Origin of the sequence: Burkholderia sp. LAS2 (assembly GCF_018417615.1) — a bacterium.
GTDB lineage: Bacteria > Pseudomonadota > Gammaproteobacteria > Burkholderiales > Burkholderiaceae > Burkholderia > Burkholderia sola.
Map to the genome: position 1 here is coordinate 512,947 of NZ_CP071053.1, position 20,187 is coordinate 533,133.

Genomic DNA, 20,187 nt, shown 5'->3' on the forward strand with positions numbered 1-20,187 from the left:
ACGGCCGGCCTCGCTAGCTCACCGCTACCCGTCTCCCAGCACCGCCCCGCTCTCCGGCAACGTCGCGCCACCGTCGACGACGATCGTCTGCCCGGTGATGTACGCCGCGTCGGCCGACGCGAGAAACAGCATCGCGTTCGCGATATCCTCCGGCTCGCCCATCCGTGCCAGCGGAATGTCGCGCGCGATCTGCGCCGCGACCGACGCGTCGCCGAGATTGCCGGCCGCCGGCGTGCGGATCATCCCCGGTTCGACGCCGTTGACCGTCACGTTGCGGCGCGCGAGCTCCAGCGCCGCCGCCCGAATGAAGCCGTTCACGCCGGCCTTCGACGCCGCGTAATGCGCGAGCCCCGGATACGCGACGCGCGGCCCCGTCACCGACGACGTGACGAGCAGCCGCCCGGCCCCCGCGCGCTCGAATGCCGGCAACGCGGCCTGCGCAAGCCAGAACAGCGCCGACAGGTTGACCGACAGCGTCCGCTCGAGCGTCGGCTCGTCGATCTGCGCGAATGGCGTCAACGGAAAATACGCGGCATTGTGGATGACGACATCGAGCCGGCCGCCGTCGCGCTCGACTGCGGCGACGAGCGCATCCAGTTCGGCCCGGCTCGCGGCATCGACCCGGTACGCGCGTGCGTCGCCGCCCGCGCCGGCCAGCGCGTCGGCCTGCGCGGCGGCCGCATCGCCGTTCAGGTCGGCGACCGCGACGAACGCATCGGATTCCGCGAAACGGCGCGCGATCGCCGCGCCGATCCCTTGCGCGGCGCCCGTGACGAGCACGACGCGACCGCTGAAATCCGCACGCAAGCGGCCGCTGCCGAGCACGGCAGTCATCGCCGCGCCTCGTCGCCGAGCGGATGCACGGTTTCGTTCAGCACCTGCGCGTATGCGCCGATCTGGAAATTCGACAACGTGCCGAAATCGCTGCCCTGATAGCCGAAGATCTTGCCGTCGGTCTTGCGCTGCGCGAAGTCGATCAGCACGACGCCGAGCGTCGGCACCACCTTCTCACGCCACACGAACAAGTAAAGCGCGTCTGCAATCCTGAAGTAATGACAGCGGTCGACATCGGCCAGCCCGCCTTCGACGCCCTGCAGGCACTGCCACGCGTAGAAATTCTCGTTCAGGTAGATGTGCTCGTAGCATTCGGTCGGGCTGTAGCGGTACATCGTCCGCTTGCCGATCAACTCGCGCGTGGGCGCATGCAGCGGCCCCGGCCGGGCGTGGCCGCCCAGCGTACCGTGTCGGAATTGCGCATCGACGGCCGTCAGCGGCAGCCCGTGCGCGACGCGCGTGAATGCATCGATGCGCGTGTCCGCTTCCGTCGGCAGCGTACCGACGACCGCCGTCCACACACCGGTGTCGAGATCGATCACGAGGCTCACCGACGTCGCCCGAGCGGTCGCATCGATGTAGTCGACGAAGTACAGCCCGTCGCGCAGCCGCGTCACGCGGCACGCCGCGCGGCCGTTCGTACCGGTCGCCGCATCGCGCCACTGCAGCGCGCCCGGCTCGAACGTATAGATACGCCACGCGCCCGATGCGTCGTCGAGCGTCAGCGTCCGCCCGACGAGTGCGTCGACGGGGGCGAGGACGTTCGCGTCCGGCGCGAAGCCGTCCGCGAGCGCGCCCACCTGAATGAATACCGGATCCTGTCGTTCCACCTGCCCTCTCCCGCGCAGCTTCAGGCCCGGCGGGCCGTGTACGCTGCTCATGTGCACATGGTGCGGGCTGCGCGCGCCGCGCGGTATCCGCCAAACGGATGAAGGGCGCGCGGCGCCGGAACGCGCTAAAGTGCCCGTGATCCGCGCCGCCACCGGCGCGAGGAGCGCACATGCACCGTGTCACCCACTACCGACGCACCGGCGAAGGCATCGAGACGATCAGCCTCGAATCCGATCGCGCATTTCCGCGCCACGCGCACGACGAATTCGGGGTCGGCGTGATCGTCAGCGGTGCGCACCGGTCGTGGAGCGGCCGCGGGCAGGTCGACGCGCTGGCCGGCGACACGATCATGGTCAACCCGGGCGAGATGCACGACGGTTCGCCGCTCGAGGCCGGCACCGGCCGGCGCTGGCGGATGCTGTACCTCGCGCCCGCGCTGGTCGCGGGCGTCGCGGCGGAAGAAGGCGTCGGCGGCGTCGAGCTCGCGCATCCGGCCGTGCGCGACGCGCGCCTCTCGGCCGCCGTCGGCCGGCTGCATGCACGCATCGTCGCAGGCGAAACCCAGCCGCTGGCCCGCGACGAAGCGCTCGTGATGCTCGTCGCCGGTTTGCTTGCCCGGCACGCAAACCGCACGCTGCCGGCGGCCGGCGTCGCACCCGCGGTCCGCGTCGCCCGCGAGCGGCTCGACGCGGCGCCGGCCGCCCCCGTGTCGCTCGCCGAGCTGGCCGACCTGAGCGGCGTCAGCCGCTTCCAGTTGCTGCGCGGCTTCGCGCGCGAGCTCGGCATCACGCCGCATGCCTATCTGGTTCAGTCGCGCACGCGGCTCGCGCGCGCGTTGCTGGCCCGCGGTTTGCCGATCGCCGATGCCGCGGCTGAAGCCGGCTTCGCCGATCAGAGCCACCTGACGCGCGCGTTCGCGCGCCAGTTCGGGATCACGCCGGGGCGGTTCACGCAGGCGGGTTAAGTCGCGCTATCGCCGGCGCGCGCGAGGCCGCCGGGCGCACTTCATTCGAAATGCGGTTGCCACCTCGACGGCAGCCGCGCCCCATTGCGTCCGGACATGTCGACGGCGCACCGTATTCAACGCCTCCCTCTGCTGCAATTTCGTTCAAGACGCCCCGTGCCCGGTACGCGACGATGCGGCGCATGAAGACACGACTGATTGGTTATCTCTATCTCGCCGCCGCGATGGCGGGCGTCGGCAGCACCGTCATCGCGAGCCGTCTCGCGGCCGGCGGCCTGTCGCCATTCGCGGCCACCGCGCTGCGCTTCCTGATCGCGACCCCGCTGCTGTTCGCGCTGATGCGCGCGCAGCGCATGCGCTGGCCCCGCATTTGCGCACGCGACGCCGTGCTGCTCGTCATCCAGGCGGCGGCGGGCGGCGTCGGCTATACGGTGCTGCTGATCAGCGGGACGAAGCTGTCGTCGCCGCTCGATGCGGGCGTGATGCTCGGCACGCTGCCGGCCATGTCGACGTTGATCGCGGCCGTCGTGCTGCGCGAGCGGCAGACGCCGCGCGACTGGCTGGCCGCCGCGCTCGCCACCGCCGGTGTGCTGTTCGTCACGTTCGCGCCAGGCCATGCGATGCCGTCGCTGCAGACGCTTGCCGGCGATGCGCTGGTACTGGCGGCCGTCGCATGCGAAGCGATTTTCATCCTGCTCAACCGGCGGCTTGCCGCGCCGTTGCCGCCGCTTGCGCTTTCCACCGCGATGTCGGGCCTCGGCTTCGTGCTCGCACTCGTGCCGGCCGCGTTCGAATGGCGCGCGGTGGCGAGCGGCTGGACCGTCGGCGCCGTGTCGGCGATCGCGTACTACGCGCTGATCCCGACCGTGCTCGGCTACCTGTGCTGGTATGCGGGTTCGGCGCGCACGAGCGGCACCGAGGCCGCCCTGTTCACCGCGGTCGCGCCGGTTTCGGCCGTGCTGTTCGCGGTCGCGCTGTTCGGCGAAGCGCTGACCGGCACGCGTGTCGCCGGCATCGCGCTCGTCGTCGCCGGCATGCTGGTCGGCGCGACGCGACGGCGCGAGCCGCCCGCCGAATCACGCGCGACGATCGCTGCGCGGACCGCCATCGACTGACTCGCGCTCATCGCGTCCCGGCGGAAACGGCGGCGGCGCCCTGCCGTCGCATCGCCTGCCGCTCCCCGCCTTCGCCACGATGCAGCCGGCGACTGTAGGAATGTGTCCGCGCACCGCAAAACCGTTGCGCACGGCTGCGCGAGATGCAATATTCGCGTGGCCGGCCCCTTTGACCACCCTCGAACAACAATCCGCCAAACAATGAACAGGAAGGAAGCCAAAACAAGCATCGCGGTGCTGCTGTCCGCGGGAACGAGGAAAGCCGACGCGCTGGCCGAACTGTCCGGACAGGGGCTCAGGGATCGCGTGCTCGCGCATCTGATCGCGTCGTGCCCGGACCCCGAACGCTGCCGCAAGAACAAGGTGCACGTCCGGATCCTGATCGCGCTCGGCATCGCCCAACTGGTCATCAGCCTGATGCTTGCGTACTACTTCTTCGCATCCGGCGCCGGCACCGTCCTCGTCACCGTATTCCTCGCGTTGACCGTGCCGCTGTCGCTGCTGTTCATCTGGGGCTTTGCGACCCAACGTGTCGGCGCGTATCACGCGTTCATCCTGCTGTCGCTGCTGCAGATGCCGAAGACCGTCGCCGACCTCGGGCGCGATCCGGCGACCGCGCTGCCGAGCCTCGCGATCACGGTCGTGCTGGTCGGTTACGTGTGGTTCGTCCGCAACCGGTTGTTCCCCGACTACGGCTGGTTCACGCCGCGCAAGGTCGAAGGCCGTTACGCGTTCGTGGAACACGCCTGACGCCGCCGGCATCGACCCGCGCACGAAAAAGGCACCGGGCCGCCCCGCCATCGCGGGAAGGCCCGGCGCCTTCTGCATGCCTGAACCGGTCGGCTTACTTGGCCTTTTCAGCCGAATCGCTGATCGCCTGGCCGCCCTTCGAAATATCCTGGCCCACGCCGGCGACCGTATTGCAACCGGCGAGCGCGGCGGTCAGCACCAGCAGCATTGCAGCAATCGTACGCGTCATTCTCATTCTCCTTGGAATCAACAAGCCCGACCGGGCGAATCGTGTGAATCGTGTGTGGCGTGGCGCCCGGCACGCTGCCGGACACGGGGCCTGACCTGATTATACGGAGAGCCGCGCCGCGCGCCAGTACGGCCCGGCCGCGCGTGCGCACAGATTTTTCTTGACTTCATTGCGCGAGGAACTAATATACGCACCGCGTATATTTTTCGCCCAGGAGCCGCCGATGACCGTTCCCCAGCAAGCCTTCCTCCGCGACGCGATGCGCCGCCTCAACATGACCCGCGAGGCATTCGCGAATCGCATCGGCGTCAGCCGGCGCGCGCTGGATACCTGGCTGCTTCCGGACGATTCCCAGGAATCGCGCGGGATGCCCGAGATCGTCGAGCGCTTCGTGTCGGAAATCGTCGAACGCCCAGCGCCGGACGGCGAGAACTATACGCAAAGCGTAGATAAACAAGGGCTCGCGAAGCAGTTCCTGTTCGAAGGCAAGCCGCAATTGATCTCGGTCGAGCAGTTCTCGCGGGATTCGGTCGAGGCGCTGTTCCGCGTGGCCGACGTCATGCAGCCGATCGCGCGACGCCACAAGATTTCGCGCGTGCTCGAAGGCGCGGTGCTCGGCAACCTGTTCTTCGAGGCCAGCACGCGCACGCGCGTGTCGTTCGGCGCGGCCTTCTGCCGGCTCGGCGGCTCGGTGTGCGACACGACGGGCTTCACGTTCTCGTCGATGGCCAAGGGCGAATCGATCTACGACACGAGCCGCGTAATGGCCGGCTACGTCGACGCGCTCGTGATCCGCCATCCGGAAAAAGGCTCGGTGGCCGAATTCGCACGCGCGACGAACCTGCCGGTGATCAACGGCGGCGACGGCCCCGGCGAGCACCCGAGCCAGGCGCTGCTCGACCTGTATACGATCCAGCGCGAATTCTCGCGGCTCGGCAAGATCGTCGACGGCGCGCACATCGCGCTGGTCGGCGACCTGAAATACGGCCGCACCGTGCACTCGCTCGTCAAGCTGCTCGCGCTGTACCGCGGGCTGAAGTTCACGCTCGTATCGCCGCCGACGCTCGAGATGCCGGCGTACATCGTCGACCAGATTTCGACGAACGGCCATGTGGTCGAGCAGACGAACGACCTCGCGGCCGGGCTGCGCGGCGCGGATGTCGTCTACGCGACGCGGATTCAGAAAGAGCGCTTCACCGACGAGTCGTTCGAAGGCTATACGCCGGATTTCCAGATCAACCAGGCGCTCGTCGATTCGGTATGCAAGCCCGACACGCTGATCATGCACCCGCTGCCGCGCGATAGCCGGCCGGGCGCGAACGACCTGTCGGTCGACCTGAACCGCGACCCGCGTCTCGCGATCTTCCGGCAGACCGACAACGGCATTCCGGTGCGAATGGCGATCTTCGCGGTGCTGCTGGGTGTCGAGAATCTCGTCCAGCACTCGATGCGCGATGCGACGTGGCGTCCGCCGGCGTACCTCGGCCCGGAGGATGCGGTGTTTCACGGAATCGACTGACCTGCAGCCGGTGTCGCGCGGCTGAACCGAGATTGCCCCGGTTCAAGGGCCGCGCGCAGCCGGCACGCACCCAACGCGCCGGCTTGCACGGCGCGCTGTCATTTTCGACGCCGGTAACGTGACGGCGGCCGAGCCGGCGTCAGCTGGCCCAGGGATCGATCACACGCAAGCCCGCTGCCTCGAACGGCGCGACGTCGCGCGTGGCCACGATCAAACCGTTCGCGGCGGCGGTTGCCGCGATGAAGCCATCGGCAGACGCCATCGCGTTGCCCGTACCACGCGCCTTGGCGCGAAGGCTCGCATACGCCTTGCTGGCCGCATCGTCGAACGGCAGGATCCGGCCGCGAAACAACGGCACGACGCGCTGCTCGATGCTTTGCTCGAGCCAGTCCCGCCTGCGCCCCACCGGCAACACGGCCACGCCGAACCGAATCTCCGCCAGACTGATTGCGGCTACAAACAACGTGTCGACGTTCTGCGCGTCGAGCCATTCGATCACGGCTGCGCTCGGCTCGCGCCGCAGCGGCTCGGAAATGACGTTGGTATCGACCAGGATCATTCGAAGCTCATGGGATCGGTTGGCGTCTTATCACGCTGAACTTCGAAATCGATGCCGCCAGCCTCTCGCCCGATTTCAGCGAGCAACGTTCCCAGTCTCAGCCGCCCTCCCGGCCGAACGGCTTGCTCGAGGATGTCTCGCACCTCGGCCTCGGTACTGCGGCCATGTTGCGCAGCCCGGATTCGAAGCGCGCGATGCACTTCGTCGGGCAAATTTCGAACGGTGATCATGGGCATGATGCGCCTCACTACATTTGCCTGCAATGCAGTCATACTAACACCTTGCAGTCATTTGAGTCGAAGGAAGATTCGGCCACTGTAAGCCGCCCGCCACGCCTCTCCCATTCGGCCGTTCGGCCATCCTCCCGCCCCGCAATCCCCCACAAACCCTCTGCAACATTCGTCAACAATCCCCGCACAAACGCGAACAAGAACGCTTCTCATTCAACAAGAAATTACATAGAATGCCGCCTGAAAACAAATCGTAATAATTCCCGGCGGCATGCACGTTTCCGCAACGCACCGCCCCGGGGCCACACCGCGAGGTCGAAGCGCACCATGAAGTCCCGTCCCGACGAGCTGAGGCTCGGTAAATTCACCACCCTGTGCAGCGTGCTCGCCGCGAGCCCCGCGTTCGCCGACGGCACGCCGCCCGCGGCGCCCGTCAGCACCGAGGGCCACCTTGCACCAATCGAGATCCAGGGCAAGACCGAGCACAGCTTCAAGGCCGACTTTTCCGCTTCCGCGAAATTCACCGCGCCGCTCGTCGACACGCCGAAATCCGTCACCGTGATCCCGCAGGAACTGATCCAGAGCAGCGGCGCGGCGACGCTGACCGAAGCGCTGCGCACGGTGCCCGGCATCACGTTCGGCGCCGGCGAAGGCGGCAACCCGCTCGGCGATCGTCCGTTCATCCGCGGCTACGACACGCAGGGCAGCATGTTCGTCGACGGCATGCGCGACACGGGCGCCACCACGCGCGAGATCTTCAACACCGAGCGCGTCGAGATCACGAAAGGCTCCGACGGCGCGTACGGCGGCCGCGGCGGTGCCGGCGGCAGCATCAACCTGATCACGAAGGCCCCGCATCTCGGCACGACGGCCGCCGCGAGCGCGGGCCTGGGCACCGACCGCTATCGCCGCTTCACCGCCGACGGCAACTGGCAGTTCGCCGATCACGCCGCGTTCCGCCTGAACCTGATGAGTCACAACAACGACGTCGCCGGCCGCGACGCCGTCAACAACGAGCGCTGGGGCGTCGCGCCGTCGATCGCGTTCGGCCTCGGCACGCCGACGCGCGTGACCGCGAGCTACTACCACCTGTCAACCGACGACATGCCCGACGGCGGGATCCCGTACTTCTACACGACGTCGAACAAGCCCGCGAACGTCGGCACGATCTATCCGGCGCCCGTCGATCGCCACAACTTCTACGGCCTGATCGACCGCGACTTCCGCAAGACCACGTCGGACATCAGCACGATCAAGATCGAGCACGACATCACGCCGAACCTGACGGTGCGCAACACCACGCGCTACACGGAATCGACGCAGGACTACATCTGGACGCAGCCGGACGACAGCCAGGGCAACGTGGTGAACGGCAAGGTCTGGCGCCGCAACAACAACCGCGACAGCTCGATCAACAGCCTCGCGAACCTGACCGAGCTGTTCGGCGAATTCCGCACGGGCCCGTTCAAGCACAGCTTCACGACCGGCATCGAGCTGTCCCGCGAATGGGGCAAGCGCGATTCGTACACGGTGGCAACCGACAAGGGCACGATCTGCCAGAAAGGCATCGGTGCGCCGTCGGGCTACAACTGCACGAGCCTGTGGTCGCCGAACCCGAACGATCCGTGGGCCGGTTCGATCACGCGCAACAACGACTATGCGCATGCGCGCACCACGACGAAGTCGATCTACGGCTTCGACACGATCGAGCTCACGCCGCGCTGGCAGGTGAACGCCGGCGTGCGCGTCGACGACTATTCGACCCGCTTCACCGACACCAAGGCCAACGGCGGCAAGACCTACACGCGCGACGACACGCTGTTCAACTGGCAAGCCGGCCTCGTGTTCAAGCCCGCACGGAACGGCAGCATCTACGCGTCGTATGCGACGTCGTCGACGCCGGCCGGCATGCTGCTCGGCGAAGGCAGCGAAACGCAGTCGCTGACGCCGGGCCGCGGCGGCGTCGGCCCGAACGCCGACCAGATGGCGCCCGAGAAGAACCGCAGCATCGAACTCGGCACGAAATGGAACGTGCTGAACGACCAGCTGTCGCTGACGGCCGCGCTGTTCCAGATCGATACGACGAACGCGCGCGTGACGCTGCCGAACAACCAGTACGCGATGGTCGGCAACAAGCGCGTGCAGGGCCTCGAGCTCGGCCTCGCCGGCCAGATCACGAAGCAATGGCAGGTGTTCGGCGGCTACACGTACATGAAGAGCGCGTTGCGCGACAACGGCAAGGACGCCGCGAACAACGGCAACCGCTTCCCGAACACGCCGAAGCACAGCCTCACGATGTGGTCGAACTACGACGTCACGCCGAAGTTCACGGTCGGCGGCGGCGCGTTCTACATGTCGGAAGTGTTCGGCGATCCCGCGAACCTGCGCGCCGTGCCGTCGTACTGGCGCTTCGACGCGATGGCGCAGTACCGGATCAACAAGAAGCTCGACCTGCAACTGAACGTGAACAACCTGTTCAACCGCACGTACTTCGATCAGGCGTATCCGGCGCACTATGCGTCGATCGCGCCGGGCCGCTCGGCGTTCGTCACGCTGAACGCGCGCTACTGATCAATGGAGGCCGTATCGCTGAAGGCGCTCGCGTCGGTCTCGCCGCGCGAGTTCGCCGACATCCTGGCCGGGCCGCCCGAGCGCGCCGCCGCGTGGGTCGCGGCGGCGGCCGACCACGGTATCGTCGACGCGCAGGCCGTGTACGGACAATACCTGCTCGACGGGCACGGCGTCGCGCGCGATCCGGCGGCCGCGTTCAACTGGTTCCGGCACGCGGCGCGGGCCAGCCACCCGATGGCGATGAACATGCTCGGGCGCTGCTACGAGTTCGGCTGGGGCACGGCCGCGTGCGCGCCGGTCGCCGTGTACTGGTATCGGCTCGCCGCGCAGGCAGGCCTCGATTGGGGCATGTACAACTACGCGACCGCACTTGCCCTCGGCAACGGCGTCGACGAGAACCGCGCCGACGCGCTCGACTGGTTCCGCCGCGCGGCCGCGCTCGGTCACGCGAAATCGATCAACCTGATCGGCGGCTTCTACGAGGACGGCTGGGTCGTATCGGTCGATATCGACGCCGCGTTCGACCACTATCGCCGTGCGGCCGACGCCGGCGATTTTCGTGGCCAGTTCAACTATGCGCGGCTGCTCGCCGAACGCGGGCGCGTCGACGAAGCGCTCGCCTGGCTCGCGCGCGTGCCGGCCACCGCGACACCCGCGTTCATCGCGAAGATGCGTGCGTATCTCGTGTCGTCGCCGCTCGACGCTTTTCGTTCGGCGGCCATGCAGCTGGCGCCGCACGCAATGGAAACCGCATCATGATGCTTCATATCCCCGGCGTACTGACCCGAGCGCAAGTCGCGCAATGCCGCGACCTGCTCGATGCCGCCGAATGGGTCGATGGCAACGCAACCTCCGGCGCGCAGTCGGCGCTCGCGAAACGCAATCGGCAATTGCCGGAAGGTTCACCGGTCGCGCGCACCGTCGGCGACGCAATCCAGGATGCGCTCGCCCGCCATCCGCTGTTCTTTTCGGCGGCGCTGCCGCTCAAGGTGTTTCCGCCGCTGTTCAATCGCTATGAAGGCGGCGAGACGTTCGGCACGCACGTCGACAACGCGATCCGGCTGCTGCGCGGCACGGATTTTCGTGTGCGCAGCGATCTGTCGGCGACGCTGTTCCTCGAGGAACCCCACGCATACGACGGCGGCGAACTATGCGTCGAGGATACCTACGGCGTGCATCGCGCGAAGCTGCCGGCAGGCGACCTCGTGCTGTATCCAGCGTCGAGCCTGCATCACGTGACGCCGGTGACGCGCGGTGAACGTGTGGCATCGTTCTTCTGGATTCAGAGCATGGTGCGCGACGATGGCGATCGCACGCTGCTGTTTCAGCTCGATACGCAAATTCAGGCGCTTTCCGCGGAAAAAGGGGCGAAGGACCCGGTGGTCATTTCGCTGACCGGGATTTATCACAACCTGTTGAGGAAGTGGGCGGATGCATAGCGTGAGCCGGGCACGCTCCACAGCGCTTGCGCGGCGTCGAAACGCGGGTCTAAAATGACCATCGTCGTATGACCATGCTCAAATCATGATGCCGCACGCTCCCGTATCGAAATCCGAATTCAAGGCTCGCGCACTCGAATACTTCCGGCTCGTCGAGGCGTCGGGCGAAAGCCTGATCGTCACCGACCACGGCAAACCGACGCTCGAGATCCGCCCGTATCGCTCGCGCGAAGCTCAGCCGTTGGACATATTGCGCGGTTCGGTCATGCGCTACGACAATCCTCTCGATCCGATTGCGGAAGATGATTGGGAGGCGTCGCGGTGATCGTGCTGGATACGCATGCATTGGTGTGGTGGGTGGCGGGCGACCCTGCGCTCAGCAAGAAAGCGCGAAGCGCGATCGATCGCGCACGGGGCGAAGGCACGCTCGTCGCATCGGCCATCTCCGCGTGGGAAATCGCGATGCTGGTGCGCAACGACCGCCTCGCCCTGACAATGGATGTCGACGCATGGCTCGCCACCGTCGCGCAAATCGACGGCATGCGGTTCGTGCCGGTCGATGCCGACATCGCCGCGAAATCCACCGACCTGCCCGGCACGTTCCACAAGGATCCGGCCGATCGCATGCTCGTCGCGACCGCGCGGCGGCTCGGCGCGCCGCTCGTCACCCGCGACGAAAAAATCCGCGCGTACGCGCACGTCAAGACGCTCTGGTAAGCGTCGTGCGCCCGTGGGTCGAACGGCGGCGCCTCTTCCGCCAGACTCTGGCATATCGGCGATTCGTCTGACCAAAACGACCACGACCGCTTCATTCAATATCGGCTCGTGGCTCGCAACCGTCGTCGCGCCACTTGCTCGTGCTACACGCACAACCCGTTCATCAGCCGCCCGGCCGCAGCGAACCGCAAGATCCTGATCGACGCACTGACCCGCGCCGGCTTCACGAATTACCCGTCCGAATGGTGGCACTGGTCGTTCGACGATCGCTATTGGGCCGTCATGCAGAACGAATCTCACGCAATTTACGGTCCTGTCGACGAAAGCATGCTCGACGAAGCATCGCGATGACGGTTTTCCCGATCCGACACAGGTGACTCGGTAACATCCTCACTTGCCGATCCCCGTGTGCTCCCGCACAATCGCAACACCTGTCTCACTCCCCGCGCGCCGATGTCCTATGCGTCACTCGCGACCGGCGTCCTGCTCGCCGGCGGCCTTGGTCAACGCTTCGACCCGAGCGGCCTGCACAGCAAGCTGCTCGCCCGGCTTCCCGACGGCACACCGGTGGCGGTCGCCGCCGCCCGCCGTCTCGCGGCGGCCACCGCCGACGTGATCGCCGTGGTGCGCCCCGGCGCCGAAAAGCTCGCGATCCTGCTGAACGAAGCCGGCTGTCAGGTCGTCTATGCCCCCGACGCGTTGCGCGGCATGGGCGCGAGCCTCGCGGCCGGCGTTCGCACCGCGCCCGATGCGAGCGGCTGGCTCGTCGCGCTCGGCGACATGCCGTGGATCGCGGCTTCCACTTACGAAACGGTCACACGCGCGCTCGACGCCGACGGCGCGTCGATCGTCGCACCCGCGCATCGCGGCGTGCGCGGCCATCCGGTCGGTTTCGCCGCGCACCACTTCGAGGCGCTCGCCACTCTCGACGGCGACGCGGGCGCTCGCGCACTGTTCGCCAGCGCGCCGGTGGCCCTGCTCGACGTCGACGATCCCGGCATCCTGCGCGACGTCGATACACCGGCGGATTTGCGCTGACATTGATTGCGCGGGCCCGCACGTTCCCGCACGAACCCTGCCAATAGGCGGATTTCTCCGACGATCGACAAGCCATCGCAAGAATCCCGCTGCAAACGCGCGACCGATTGGCTATAACGGAGACGAGGCGCGTCCGCCGCGCCACCGCCGTCACGCACTGCACGAGTTCTCCATGAGCGACCACACGACCCCGACGCCCGAACCACCGGCCGACCCGAACCGCGATCCGGAAGACGATCCGTTCTCGTCGCCGCCCGGCCATCACGACAACCCGCAGCAGCCGGACGGACCGCCGAGCAAGGATCCGGTCTAGCCGCGCGCCGGCCGCGCCGCGCACTCGACCCGCGACTGCCGTGACGCGGTCTAGCGTGCGGTATACCCGCCGTCGATCGGCAACGACACGCCGCTGATCATCGACGCCGCGTCGCTCAGCAAAAACAGGATCGGCTCGACGACTTCGTCCGGCTGCGCGAACCGGCCGAGCGGAATCGCGGCCAGCATCGGCGCGCGCTTTTCCGGTGCGCTCCACGCGAACTGCGCCATCGGCGTGAGCGTGACGGTCGGGTTCACGCTGTTCACACGAATGCCGTACGGCCCGAGTTCGATGCACAGCACGCGCGTGATCGCGTCCATCGCCGCCTTCGACGCGCAATAGCTCAGATGCGCGGGCAGGCCGACGAGCGCCGCCTGACTCGACACGTTGACGATGCTGCCCCGTGCGTTCGCCGCGCCGCGTCCGTCGCGCTCGATCATCTTGCGCGCCACCGCCCGCGCGACGAGCGCCGCGCCGCGCGCATTGACGGCCATCACGCGATCGAAATGCGCGGCGTCGACATCGAGCGCCGGTTCGAGCGACGCGATTCCCGCGCAATTGACGAGGCCGTCGAATGCATCGTACTCATCGAGCGCGGCATCGATCGCGTGTTGGTCGCCGCCGACATCCATGCGCAACGTATCGCACGCAATCTCGCCGGCGAGCGCGTCGAGCGCGGCCATGTCTCGCGCTGCAGCGATGACGCGCGCGCCTGCGTGCGCCAGCGCGATCGCGCACGCGCGGCCGATGCCGCTCGATGCGCCCGTGACGAGCACCGTTGACCCGCTGAAATCGAATCGTGTGTTCATGATGACGTGCCCAGCTTGTGCATGATCGGCTTGAGCGCCGGATACAGCGCCGTGTAGAGCGCAAAACGCGCGTCATACGTTTTCGCGCGCTCGGCATCGGGCCGCGCGCGCTCGACGAGCGTGACCCAGCCGCCCTGCGCGTCATCGCGCGACACCAGCCCCACACCCACACCCGCCAGCAACGCGGCGCCCATCGCGGCTTCGACGTCCTGCTCGATCGTCCACACCGGAAAACCCGTCACGTCCGCGATGATCTGCATCCACAGCGCCGAATGCGCGGCCCCGCCGACGACGATCAGTCGATCGTCCAGCGCCACCGCGCCACGACGGCCGGCCTCGATGTTGTGACGCAACGCGAACGCGACGCCTTCGAGCACCGCACGATAAAGATGCGCACGCGTGTGCGCGAGGCTCAGCCCGACGAACGCGCCGCTCGCCTTCGCATCCCACACCGGGCTGCGCTCGCCCATCAGATACGGCAGGAACAGCACGCCGTCCGCGCCGGCCGGCACGCGCTCGGCCGCCTCCTCGAGCAGCGCGTGCGGATCGCCGTGCGGCAGCAGCCGCGCCGCATCGATTTCCGCGTGACAGAACTGGTCGCGAAACCACGCGACCGACGCGCCGGCCGTGATCGCGCCGCCGAACACGTACAGGTCGCGCTGCCCGTCGAACACGTGCGGCATGCTGACGAGGCCGTGCCGCGCATCGACGTGCCGGTTCACGTAGCCCCAGCACATGCTGGTGCCGATCATCGCGACGTGCTGCCCGGTACGCGTCGCGCCGGCCGCGAAGGTCGCGACCGCCGCATCGACGCCGCCCGCGACGACGGGCGTGCCGGCCGGCAGCCCGAGTGGCGCGGTCCATTGCGACAGCAACCCGCCGACGACGTCCGTCGAATCGACCAGCCGTTCCGGCATCATCGTCGCCGGAATGCCGAGCATGTCGAGCGCATCGTCGGACCACTCGCGGCGCGCGACGTCGTACACGCCGCCGATATTGCCGGCCGAACTGTGATCGACCGCGACTTCGCCGGTCAGCAGGTAGATCACGTACGCGTTCGGCGGCAGGAAATAGCGCACGTTCGCCCAAACGTCCGGCCGCCGGTCGCGCAGCCACAGCATCTTGGTGAAGCCGTAGTAACTGTCGACGCCGTTGCCGGTGATCACGCGCAGCCGCTCGACGTTCACGTGTGCGTTGACCCAGTCGACTTCCGCGGTCGCGCGCCGGTCCATCCAGATCAGGCACGGATGCAGCGGCCGCATGTCGATGTCGACCGGGATGCCCGAGCCGCCGTACAGGCTGCTCACGCACACCGCCCGGATCGCATCGGCCGGCACGCCCTGCACGCGCGCATCGCTCACGCAGCCGGCGATGCAGTCGCGCACCGCGTCGAACCACACCTGCGGCCACTGCTCGGCCCACAGCGGGCGCGGCGTATCGGGCTGGTAGCCGGCCGAGCGCCGCGCGACGATCGTGCCGTGCCGGTCGACCAACAGCGCCTTGGTGCTCTGCGTGCCGATGTCGACGCCTATCACGTATTCCATGATGTCTCCGGTGAGGCGCACGCCGGCCGTCAGCGGGCCGGCTTCAGCAGCACCTTGATCGATTCGGGCGATTTCGCGACGCGGATCGCGTCGTCCCAGTCCTCGAGCGCGAAACCGTGCGTGACGATGCCCTTCGATGTGACGAGCCCGCGCGCGAGCAGGTCGATCGCGACCGGATAGCAGTAGGGCCCGAGGTGCGCGCCGCGTACGTCGAGTTCCTTGCGGTCCCCGATGATCGACCAGTCGACGGTCGCATCCTCGCCGAACACGCTGAATTCGACGAAGCGGCCGAGCTTGCGGATCAGGTCGAGCCCCTGGTTCACGCCGACCGGCGCGCCGGTCGTCTCGATGTACACGTCGCAGCCGTAGCCGTCGGTCAGCGCGCGGACGATCTCGCGCGCGTCGTCGCGCTGCGGGTTGATCGTCACGTCGGCGCCGTACTGGCGCGCGAGTTCGAGCCGTTCGTCGATCAGGTCGATCACGACGAGCTTCTTCGGCGTCTTCAGGTGCGCGACCTGCGTCATCATCAGCCCGAGTGGGCCCGCGCCGGCGATCACGACGACGTCGTCGAGCTGGACGTCCCCGCGGTTCACCGTATGAATCGCGCACGACAGCGGCTCGATGATCGCCGCGTCCTCGAGCGATACGCCAAGCGGAATCTTGTGGACGATCGCGGTCGGCGGAATGCGCATGTACTCGGCCATCCCGCCGTCGGCGACCTCGCGCTGGAAGCCGAAGATGTTGTGCACCTCGCACATCCAGTACTGGCCCGACTTGCAATAGCGGCACTTGCCGCACGGCACGATCTGCTCGGCGATCACGCGGTCGCCCAACGCGACGCCGAAATGCTCGGCCGCGCCGTCGCCGAGCGCCTCGACATAGCCGAAGAATTCATGGCCGGGAATCACCGGCGCCTTCACCCACGGGCTCGGTCCGCCCCAGAACATCTTGGCGCCGGTGTAGCACTTGCAGTCGCTCGCGCAGATCCCGCACGCGGCGATGCGGATCACGAGCTCGTTCGTACCGGCGCGCGGCATCGCGACCTGTTCGACGCGATAGTCCTCGGGGCCGTGGCAGACGACCGCGGTCATGCGCGGCTGGGCTTCGGGTGTCGTCATGGGTTGTCTCTTTTATGAGTGATTCGGATACCGGATTAATCAATAGTTACCGCGATCGCTCGCGGCTGATGTAGATCGCGAGCAGAATGATTCCGCCCTTGATCACGTTCTGCACGTACGGGTTCACGCCGATCATGTTCAGCCCGTTGTTGAGCACGCCGAGCAGCAGCGCGCCGACCAGCGTGCCGAGGATCGCGCCGCGCCCGCCGGAGATCGACGTGCCGCCCATCACGACGGCCGCGATCGCGTCGAGCTCGAAGCCCACGCCCGCGTTCGGCTGCCCGCTCATCAAGCGCCCGGTCAGCACGATCGCGGCGAGCGCCGACGTGAGCCCGGCCAGCGTGTAGACGATCAGCTTCACGCGTGCGACCCGCACGCCGGTGAGCCGCGTCGCCTGCTCGTTGCCGCCGATCGCGTACACGTAGCGGCCGAACGGCATCCGGTCGAGCAGCAGCCATGCGATCGCATAGACCACCAGCATGATCAGCACCGGCGCCTGGATGCCGAGCACCTTGCCGCTGCCGAAGAACGCGACCCAGTCGGGCAGCCCGTCGATCGGATAGCCGCCCGTATAGATCAGCGCGAGGCCGCGCGCGATGCCCATCGTCGCAAGCGTGACGATGATCGGCGGCATCCCCGCGAACGCGACGAACACGCCGTTCAGGAAGCCGAAGCCGAGCCCGACCGCGATGCCGATCGCGAGCGCGGCGACCGCGTTGACGCCCGCGACCATCAGCCCGGCCGCGAGCGTGCCCGACAGCGCCATCACCGAGCCGACCGACAGGTCGATCCCCCCCGTCAGGATCACGCAGGTCATGCCGACCGCGATGATCGCGTTGATCGACACCTGGCGCAGCACGTTCTCGAGGTTCGCGGCCGACAGGAAGCTCGGGCTCGCGATCATCATCGCGATGCATACGACGATCAGGCCGACGAGCGGATAGAACAGCGTCGAGCGGCGTAGCTGCGCCCACATCGCGCGGGGCGGCGGCGCATCGCCGTTTCCGGCGGTGGCCGCGAGCGTCGTCGAACGCGTGGAAGAAGAATCAGGCAGGTTCATGGGTCGCTCCTCGCGTGCCGGTCGTGGCATAGGTCATGACCGTGTCGGGATCGATCTCGTCGCCGGCGAGCGTCGCTTCGATGCGGCCCTGCCGGAACACGGCGACGCGATCGCACATGCCGACGATTTCCGGCAATTCGGACGAGATCATGATGATGGCGTAGCCGCGCGCGGTGAGTTCGCGCATCAGCCCGTAGATTTCGGCTTTCGCGCCGACGTCGATGCCGCGCGTCGGCTCGTCGAAGATCAGCACCGACGTGTGATGGTTCAGCCAGCGCGCGATCACGACCTTCTGCTGGTTGCCGCCGGACAGCGTCGCGACCTCGGTGTGGATCGACGGCGCCTTCACGCCGACGCGCCGCATCACGTCGTGCGTGGTGCGCGCCTCGCCGCGCCGGTCGATCAGCCAGCGCATCGACCGGTACTTGCCGAGGTTGTTCAGCGAGATGTTGTCGCGAATCGAGAACGACGTGACGAGCCCTTCCGTCTTGCGGCTTTCCGGCAGGATGCCGATGCCCGCACGCAGTGCGTCGGCCGGATCGGCGAGCTTCGCCGCCGCGCCGCGCACGCGCAGTGCCTTGCGATGCGCACGCGTCGCGCCGATCACCGCGAGCGCGGTTTCCGTGCGGCCCGAGCCGACCAGGCCCGCGAAACCCAGGATCTCGCCTTCACGCAACGCAAAGCGGTTCACCGGGCCGTCGCGCTCGATCTGCAGCGCATCGACTTCGAGCACGGCCGGCGCGTCGGCCGGCAAGACCGGCTTCGGCGGAAAGCTGCTCTCGATCCGGCGGCCGACCATCATGCGCACCAGTTGCTCGACGTCGGTGTGCGCGACCTCGGTCGTCGCGACGTACTGGCCGTCGCGCAGCACCGTGATCCGGTCGCACACCGCGAAGATCTCGTCGAGGTGATGCGAGATGAAGATCATCGCGACGCCCTGCCGCTTCAGCTCGCGCATGATCGCGAACAGGTGCTCGGCCTCGGCCGGCGTGAGCGTCGCGGTCGGTTCGTCGAGGATCAGGATGCGCGCGTCGAGCGACAGCGCCTTGCCGATCTCGACGAACTGCTGCTGCGCGACCGACAGCGTGCGGATCGGCGCATCGAGATCGATCGCCACGCCGAGCCGCGCGAAGATGCTCGCCGCCGCGGCGCGCATCCGCTTGCGGTCGCGCGCGCCCCAGCGGTTGCGCAGCTCGCGGCCGAGGAACAGGTTGTCGACGGCATCGAGGTGCGGAATCAGGCTGAACTCCTGGAACACGATGCCGACGCCGGCCGCGACCGCGTCGTGATAGTCCGCGAAATGGCGCGCGGCGCCGTCGATCTCGATCGTGCCGGCATCCGGCTGGTGGATGCCGCACAGGATCTTCATCAGCGTCGACTTGCCCGCGCCGTTCTCGCCGAGCAGCGCATGGATCTCGCCGCGCGCGATCTCCAGATGAATGTCGGACAGCGCCTTCACGCCGGGAAAGCTTTTCGTGATGTGGCTGAGCCTGAGTATCGTGTCCATCGGCTTCTCCGTGCGAAGGGCGTCGGCCGCGCCGCCGCCCTTCGCGTCGCGTCGCACGTCGTTCACCAGCTGAAACCCTTCGCGTTGCCGCGATCGACGACCTTCACGTCGACGGGGATCGCCTTCGGCACCGTCGCGCCCCACTTGCGCGCGATCGCGATGCCGAGCGCGATGCGCACCTGGTCGGCCGGGAACTGCGCGGTCGTCTCGATGAACTTCGAGTTCGGCTTCTGGATCGCGGCGATCGCCTCGGGCGCGCCGTCGACGCTCGTCAGCTTGATGTCCTTGCCGGACCCCTCGATCGCGGCGAGCGCGCCCATCGAGCCGCCGTCGTTCACGCTGAAGAGGCCCTTCAGGTTCGGATGCGCGGAGATCATGTTCTCGGTGACTGACAGCGCGGTCGCGCGCTCCTGCTTGCCGTTCTGCGTATCGACGAGCTTCACGTTCGGGAATTTCGCGAGTCCGGCCTTGCAGCCGCGCACGCGTTCGAGAATCGGCACGACCGGAATGCCGTCGAGGATCGCGACCTCGCCGCTGCCGCCGATCGCCTTCGCGAGGTATTCGCACGACATCACGCCCGCGTCGTAATTCTTCGAGCCGACGAACGAATCGACCGGGCCGTTCGCGTTCGCGTCGACGGCGACGACCACCGCGCCGGCCTTCTTCGCCTGCGTGATCGCCGACTGGATGCCGGTCGAATCGGTCGGGTTCACGAGCAGGATGTCGATCTTCTTCTGCAGCATGTCCTCGACGTCGCTCACCTGCTTGCTGACGTCGTGATGCGCGTCGGTGACGACGACCTGCGCACCGATCGACGCGGCCGCGTCGTTCAGCGCCTTTTGCATCGTCACGAAGTACGGGTTGTTCAGTTCCTGGAACGTCATGCCGATCCGCAGCGGCGCGGCATGCGCGGCCGCGGCGGGCAACAGCGCCGCGACGGCGAGCGCGGCAACGGCCGCCAGGCGGGCGGCGCGACGGGGGGATGAAGCGGGCGATGCGTGCGTCATGACGGTGTCTCCAGAATTGTGTGCGGCTTTTTC

The 20,187-nt window shown here is 67.6% G+C and carries 23 protein-coding genes; 12 read left to right on the forward strand and 11 right to left on the reverse strand.

Annotation, left to right across the window (positions count from 1 at the left end; genetic code table 11):
- Positions 1–24: 24 nt before the first annotated feature.
- Both JYG37_RS22700 and JYG37_RS22705 read right to left on the reverse strand, forming a co-directional pair.
- Positions 25–834 carry an SDR family oxidoreductase gene (locus tag JYG37_RS22700; protein WP_050017423.1) on the reverse strand — a complete coding sequence of 270 codons (810 nt, stop codon included), beginning with the start codon at positions 832–834 and terminating at the stop codon, positions 25–27.
- Complete coding sequence (locus JYG37_RS22705; RefSeq protein WP_124638470.1) at positions 831–1,664, reverse strand: molybdenum cofactor biosynthesis F family protein; 834 nt, start codon at positions 1,662–1,664, stop codon at positions 831–833. The genes JYG37_RS22700 and JYG37_RS22705 overlap by 4 nt, the downstream gene beginning before the upstream one ends.
- Positions 1,665–1,834: 170 nt before the next feature.
- Between JYG37_RS22705 and JYG37_RS22710 the strand changes: the two genes are divergently transcribed.
- From JYG37_RS22710 to JYG37_RS22720, 3 genes are all read left to right on the forward strand, one after another.
- Positions 1,835–2,629 (forward strand): AraC family transcriptional regulator, encoded by a 795-nt coding sequence (locus JYG37_RS22710; protein WP_213346469.1) that lies wholly within the window; start codon positions 1,835–1,837, stop codon positions 2,627–2,629.
- Positions 2,630–2,811: 182 nt separating this feature from the next.
- Positions 2,812–3,744, forward strand: a complete 933-nt coding sequence (locus JYG37_RS22715; protein WP_213346470.1) for a DMT family transporter — start codon at positions 2,812–2,814, stop codon at positions 3,742–3,744.
- A 201-nt stretch (positions 3,745–3,945) separates the two neighbouring features.
- Positions 3,946–4,494, forward strand: a complete 549-nt coding sequence (locus JYG37_RS22720) for a permease (protein WP_213346472.1) — start codon at positions 3,946–3,948, stop codon at positions 4,492–4,494.
- 94 nt (positions 4,495–4,588) lie between these two features.
- On the opposite strand, the gene JYG37_RS22725 is transcribed toward JYG37_RS22720, so the two are convergent.
- The gene (locus JYG37_RS22725; protein ID WP_050017418.1) at positions 4,589–4,723 is read right to left on the reverse strand and encodes an entericidin A/B family lipoprotein; all 135 of its coding nucleotides are present in this window, start codon (positions 4,721–4,723) and stop codon (positions 4,589–4,591) included.
- 223 nt (positions 4,724–4,946) lie between these two features.
- On the opposite strand from JYG37_RS22725, the gene JYG37_RS22730 reads away from it, so the two are divergent.
- The gene (locus JYG37_RS22730; RefSeq protein WP_050017417.1) at positions 4,947–6,242 is read left to right on the forward strand and encodes an aspartate carbamoyltransferase; all 1,296 of its coding nucleotides are present in this window, start codon (positions 4,947–4,949) and stop codon (positions 6,240–6,242) included.
- 139 nt (positions 6,243–6,381) lie between these two features.
- Here the strand turns inward: JYG37_RS22730 and JYG37_RS22735 are convergent, their stop codons facing one another.
- Together JYG37_RS22735 and JYG37_RS22740 are read right to left on the reverse strand one after the other, a co-directional pair.
- On the reverse strand, positions 6,382–6,801 hold the full coding sequence (locus JYG37_RS22735) for a type II toxin-antitoxin system VapC family toxin (RefSeq protein WP_050017416.1): 420 nt from the start codon (positions 6,799–6,801) through the stop codon (positions 6,382–6,384).
- Complete coding sequence (locus tag JYG37_RS22740; RefSeq protein WP_060733370.1) at positions 6,798–7,037, reverse strand: FitA-like ribbon-helix-helix domain-containing protein; 240 nt, start codon at positions 7,035–7,037, stop codon at positions 6,798–6,800. The genes JYG37_RS22735 and JYG37_RS22740 overlap by 4 nt, the downstream gene beginning before the upstream one ends.
- A 321-nt stretch (positions 7,038–7,358) precedes the next feature.
- On the opposite strand from JYG37_RS22740, the gene JYG37_RS22745 reads away from it, so the two are divergent.
- The 8 genes from JYG37_RS22745 (at position 7,359) to JYG37_RS22780 (ending at position 13,109) form a co-directional block, all read left to right on the forward strand.
- A complete protein-coding gene (locus tag JYG37_RS22745; protein WP_213346474.1) occupies positions 7,359–9,602 on the forward strand; it encodes a TonB-dependent receptor in 2,244 nt (747 codons plus the stop codon).
- A 3-nt stretch (positions 9,603–9,605) separates the two neighbouring features.
- The gene (locus tag JYG37_RS22750; protein WP_124638452.1) at positions 9,606–10,361 is read left to right on the forward strand and encodes a tetratricopeptide repeat protein; all 756 of its coding nucleotides are present in this window, start codon (positions 9,606–9,608) and stop codon (positions 10,359–10,361) included.
- A complete protein-coding gene (locus JYG37_RS22755; RefSeq protein WP_213346476.1) occupies positions 10,358–11,041 on the forward strand; it encodes a Fe2+-dependent dioxygenase in 684 nt (227 codons plus the stop codon). The genes JYG37_RS22750 and JYG37_RS22755 overlap by 4 nt, the downstream gene beginning before the upstream one ends.
- Before the next feature lie 85 nt (positions 11,042–11,126).
- Positions 11,127–11,366: a type II toxin-antitoxin system Phd/YefM family antitoxin gene (locus JYG37_RS22760; RefSeq protein ID WP_021158157.1), complete on the forward strand. Its 240-nt coding sequence runs from the start codon at positions 11,127–11,129 to the stop codon at positions 11,364–11,366.
- Positions 11,363–11,758 carry a type II toxin-antitoxin system VapC family toxin gene (locus JYG37_RS22765; RefSeq protein WP_213346644.1) on the forward strand — a complete coding sequence of 132 codons (396 nt, stop codon included), beginning with the start codon at positions 11,363–11,365 and terminating at the stop codon, positions 11,756–11,758. The genes JYG37_RS22760 and JYG37_RS22765 overlap by 4 nt, the downstream gene beginning before the upstream one ends.
- A 108-nt stretch (positions 11,759–11,866) precedes the next feature.
- Positions 11,867–12,109 carry a M15 family metallopeptidase gene (locus JYG37_RS22770; protein WP_213346477.1) on the forward strand — a complete coding sequence of 81 codons (243 nt, stop codon included), beginning with the start codon at positions 11,867–11,869 and terminating at the stop codon, positions 12,107–12,109.
- Between the two features lie 102 nt (positions 12,110–12,211).
- Complete coding sequence (locus tag JYG37_RS22775) at positions 12,212–12,796, forward strand: nucleotidyltransferase family protein (RefSeq protein WP_089489535.1); 585 nt, start codon at positions 12,212–12,214, stop codon at positions 12,794–12,796.
- Between the two features lie 172 nt (positions 12,797–12,968).
- The gene (locus tag JYG37_RS22780; protein WP_012339712.1) at positions 12,969–13,109 is read left to right on the forward strand and encodes a hypothetical protein; all 141 of its coding nucleotides are present in this window, start codon (positions 12,969–12,971) and stop codon (positions 13,107–13,109) included.
- A gap of 50 nt (positions 13,110–13,159) precedes the next feature.
- Here JYG37_RS22780 and JYG37_RS22785 read toward each other — a convergent pair whose 3' ends face one another.
- The 6 genes from JYG37_RS22785 to JYG37_RS22810 are packed head-to-tail and all read right to left on the reverse strand — an operon-like array spanning position 13,160 to position 20,154.
- Positions 13,160–13,918 (reverse strand): SDR family oxidoreductase, encoded by a 759-nt coding sequence (locus tag JYG37_RS22785; protein ID WP_204384372.1) that lies wholly within the window; start codon positions 13,916–13,918, stop codon positions 13,160–13,162.
- Complete coding sequence (locus JYG37_RS22790) at positions 13,915–15,462, reverse strand: FGGY-family carbohydrate kinase (RefSeq protein WP_124555990.1); 1,548 nt, start codon at positions 15,460–15,462, stop codon at positions 13,915–13,917. The genes JYG37_RS22785 and JYG37_RS22790 overlap by 4 nt, the downstream gene beginning before the upstream one ends.
- A 29-nt stretch (positions 15,463–15,491) precedes the next feature.
- Positions 15,492–16,580 (reverse strand): alcohol dehydrogenase catalytic domain-containing protein, encoded by a 1,089-nt coding sequence (locus tag JYG37_RS22795; RefSeq protein ID WP_050015079.1) that lies wholly within the window; start codon positions 16,578–16,580, stop codon positions 15,492–15,494.
- 46 nt (positions 16,581–16,626) lie between these two features.
- The gene (locus JYG37_RS22800) at positions 16,627–17,640 is read right to left on the reverse strand and encodes an ABC transporter permease (protein WP_034175227.1); all 1,014 of its coding nucleotides are present in this window, start codon (positions 17,638–17,640) and stop codon (positions 16,627–16,629) included.
- Complete coding sequence (locus tag JYG37_RS22805) at positions 17,627–19,204, reverse strand: sugar ABC transporter ATP-binding protein (protein ID WP_373452507.1); 1,578 nt, start codon at positions 19,202–19,204, stop codon at positions 17,627–17,629. Before JYG37_RS22805 ends, JYG37_RS22800 begins: the two co-directional genes overlap by 14 nt.
- Before the next feature lie 5 nt (positions 19,205–19,209).
- On the reverse strand, positions 19,210–20,154 hold the full coding sequence (locus tag JYG37_RS22810; RefSeq protein ID WP_050015077.1) for a substrate-binding domain-containing protein: 945 nt from the start codon (positions 20,152–20,154) through the stop codon (positions 19,210–19,212).
- Between the last annotated feature and the right edge of the window lie 33 nt (positions 20,155–20,187).

Bases quoted from the DNA above. Each gene is read 5' to 3' on its own strand.
- JYG37_RS22700 (WP_050017423.1), bottom strand. From the start codon at position 834: ATGACTGCCGTGCTCGGCAGCGGCCGCTTGCGTGCGGATTTCAGCGGT.
- JYG37_RS22710 (WP_213346469.1), top strand. From the start codon at position 1,835: ATGCACCGTGTCACCCACTACCGACGCACCGGCGAAGGCATCGAGACG.
- JYG37_RS22715 (WP_213346470.1), top strand. From the start codon at position 2,812: ATGAAGACACGACTGATTGGTTATCTCTATCTCGCCGCCGCGATGGCG.
- JYG37_RS22720 (WP_213346472.1), top strand. From the start codon at position 3,946: ATGAACAGGAAGGAAGCCAAAACAAGCATCGCGGTGCTGCTGTCCGCG.
- JYG37_RS22725 (WP_050017418.1), bottom strand. From the start codon at position 4,723: ATGACGCGTACGATTGCTGCAATGCTGCTGGTGCTGACCGCCGCGCTC.
- JYG37_RS22730 (WP_050017417.1), top strand. From the start codon at position 4,947: ATGACCGTTCCCCAGCAAGCCTTCCTCCGCGACGCGATGCGCCGCCTC.
- JYG37_RS22735 (WP_050017416.1), bottom strand. From the start codon at position 6,801: ATGATCCTGGTCGATACCAACGTCATTTCCGAGCCGCTGCGGCGCGAG.
- JYG37_RS22740 (WP_060733370.1), bottom strand. From the start codon at position 7,037: ATGCCCATGATCACCGTTCGAAATTTGCCCGACGAAGTGCATCGCGCG.
- JYG37_RS22745 (WP_213346474.1), top strand. From the start codon at position 7,359: ATGAAGTCCCGTCCCGACGAGCTGAGGCTCGGTAAATTCACCACCCTG.
- JYG37_RS22750 (WP_124638452.1), top strand. From the start codon at position 9,606: ATGGAGGCCGTATCGCTGAAGGCGCTCGCGTCGGTCTCGCCGCGCGAG.
- JYG37_RS22755 (WP_213346476.1), top strand. From the start codon at position 10,358: ATGATGCTTCATATCCCCGGCGTACTGACCCGAGCGCAAGTCGCGCAA.
- JYG37_RS22760 (WP_021158157.1), top strand. From the start codon at position 11,127: ATGATGCCGCACGCTCCCGTATCGAAATCCGAATTCAAGGCTCGCGCA.
- JYG37_RS22775 (WP_089489535.1), top strand. From the start codon at position 12,212: ATGTCCTATGCGTCACTCGCGACCGGCGTCCTGCTCGCCGGCGGCCTT.
- JYG37_RS22780 (WP_012339712.1), top strand. From the start codon at position 12,969: ATGAGCGACCACACGACCCCGACGCCCGAACCACCGGCCGACCCGAAC.
- JYG37_RS22785 (WP_204384372.1), bottom strand. From the start codon at position 13,918: ATGAACACACGATTCGATTTCAGCGGGTCAACGGTGCTCGTCACGGGC.
- JYG37_RS22790 (WP_124555990.1), bottom strand. From the start codon at position 15,462: ATGGAATACGTGATAGGCGTCGACATCGGCACGCAGAGCACCAAGGCG.
- JYG37_RS22795 (WP_050015079.1), bottom strand. From the start codon at position 16,580: ATGACGACACCCGAAGCCCAGCCGCGCATGACCGCGGTCGTCTGCCAC.
- JYG37_RS22800 (WP_034175227.1), bottom strand. From the start codon at position 17,640: ATGAACCTGCCTGATTCTTCTTCCACGCGTTCGACGACGCTCGCGGCC.
- JYG37_RS22810 (WP_050015077.1), bottom strand. From the start codon at position 20,154: ATGACGCACGCATCGCCCGCTTCATCCCCCCGTCGCGCCGCCCGCCTG.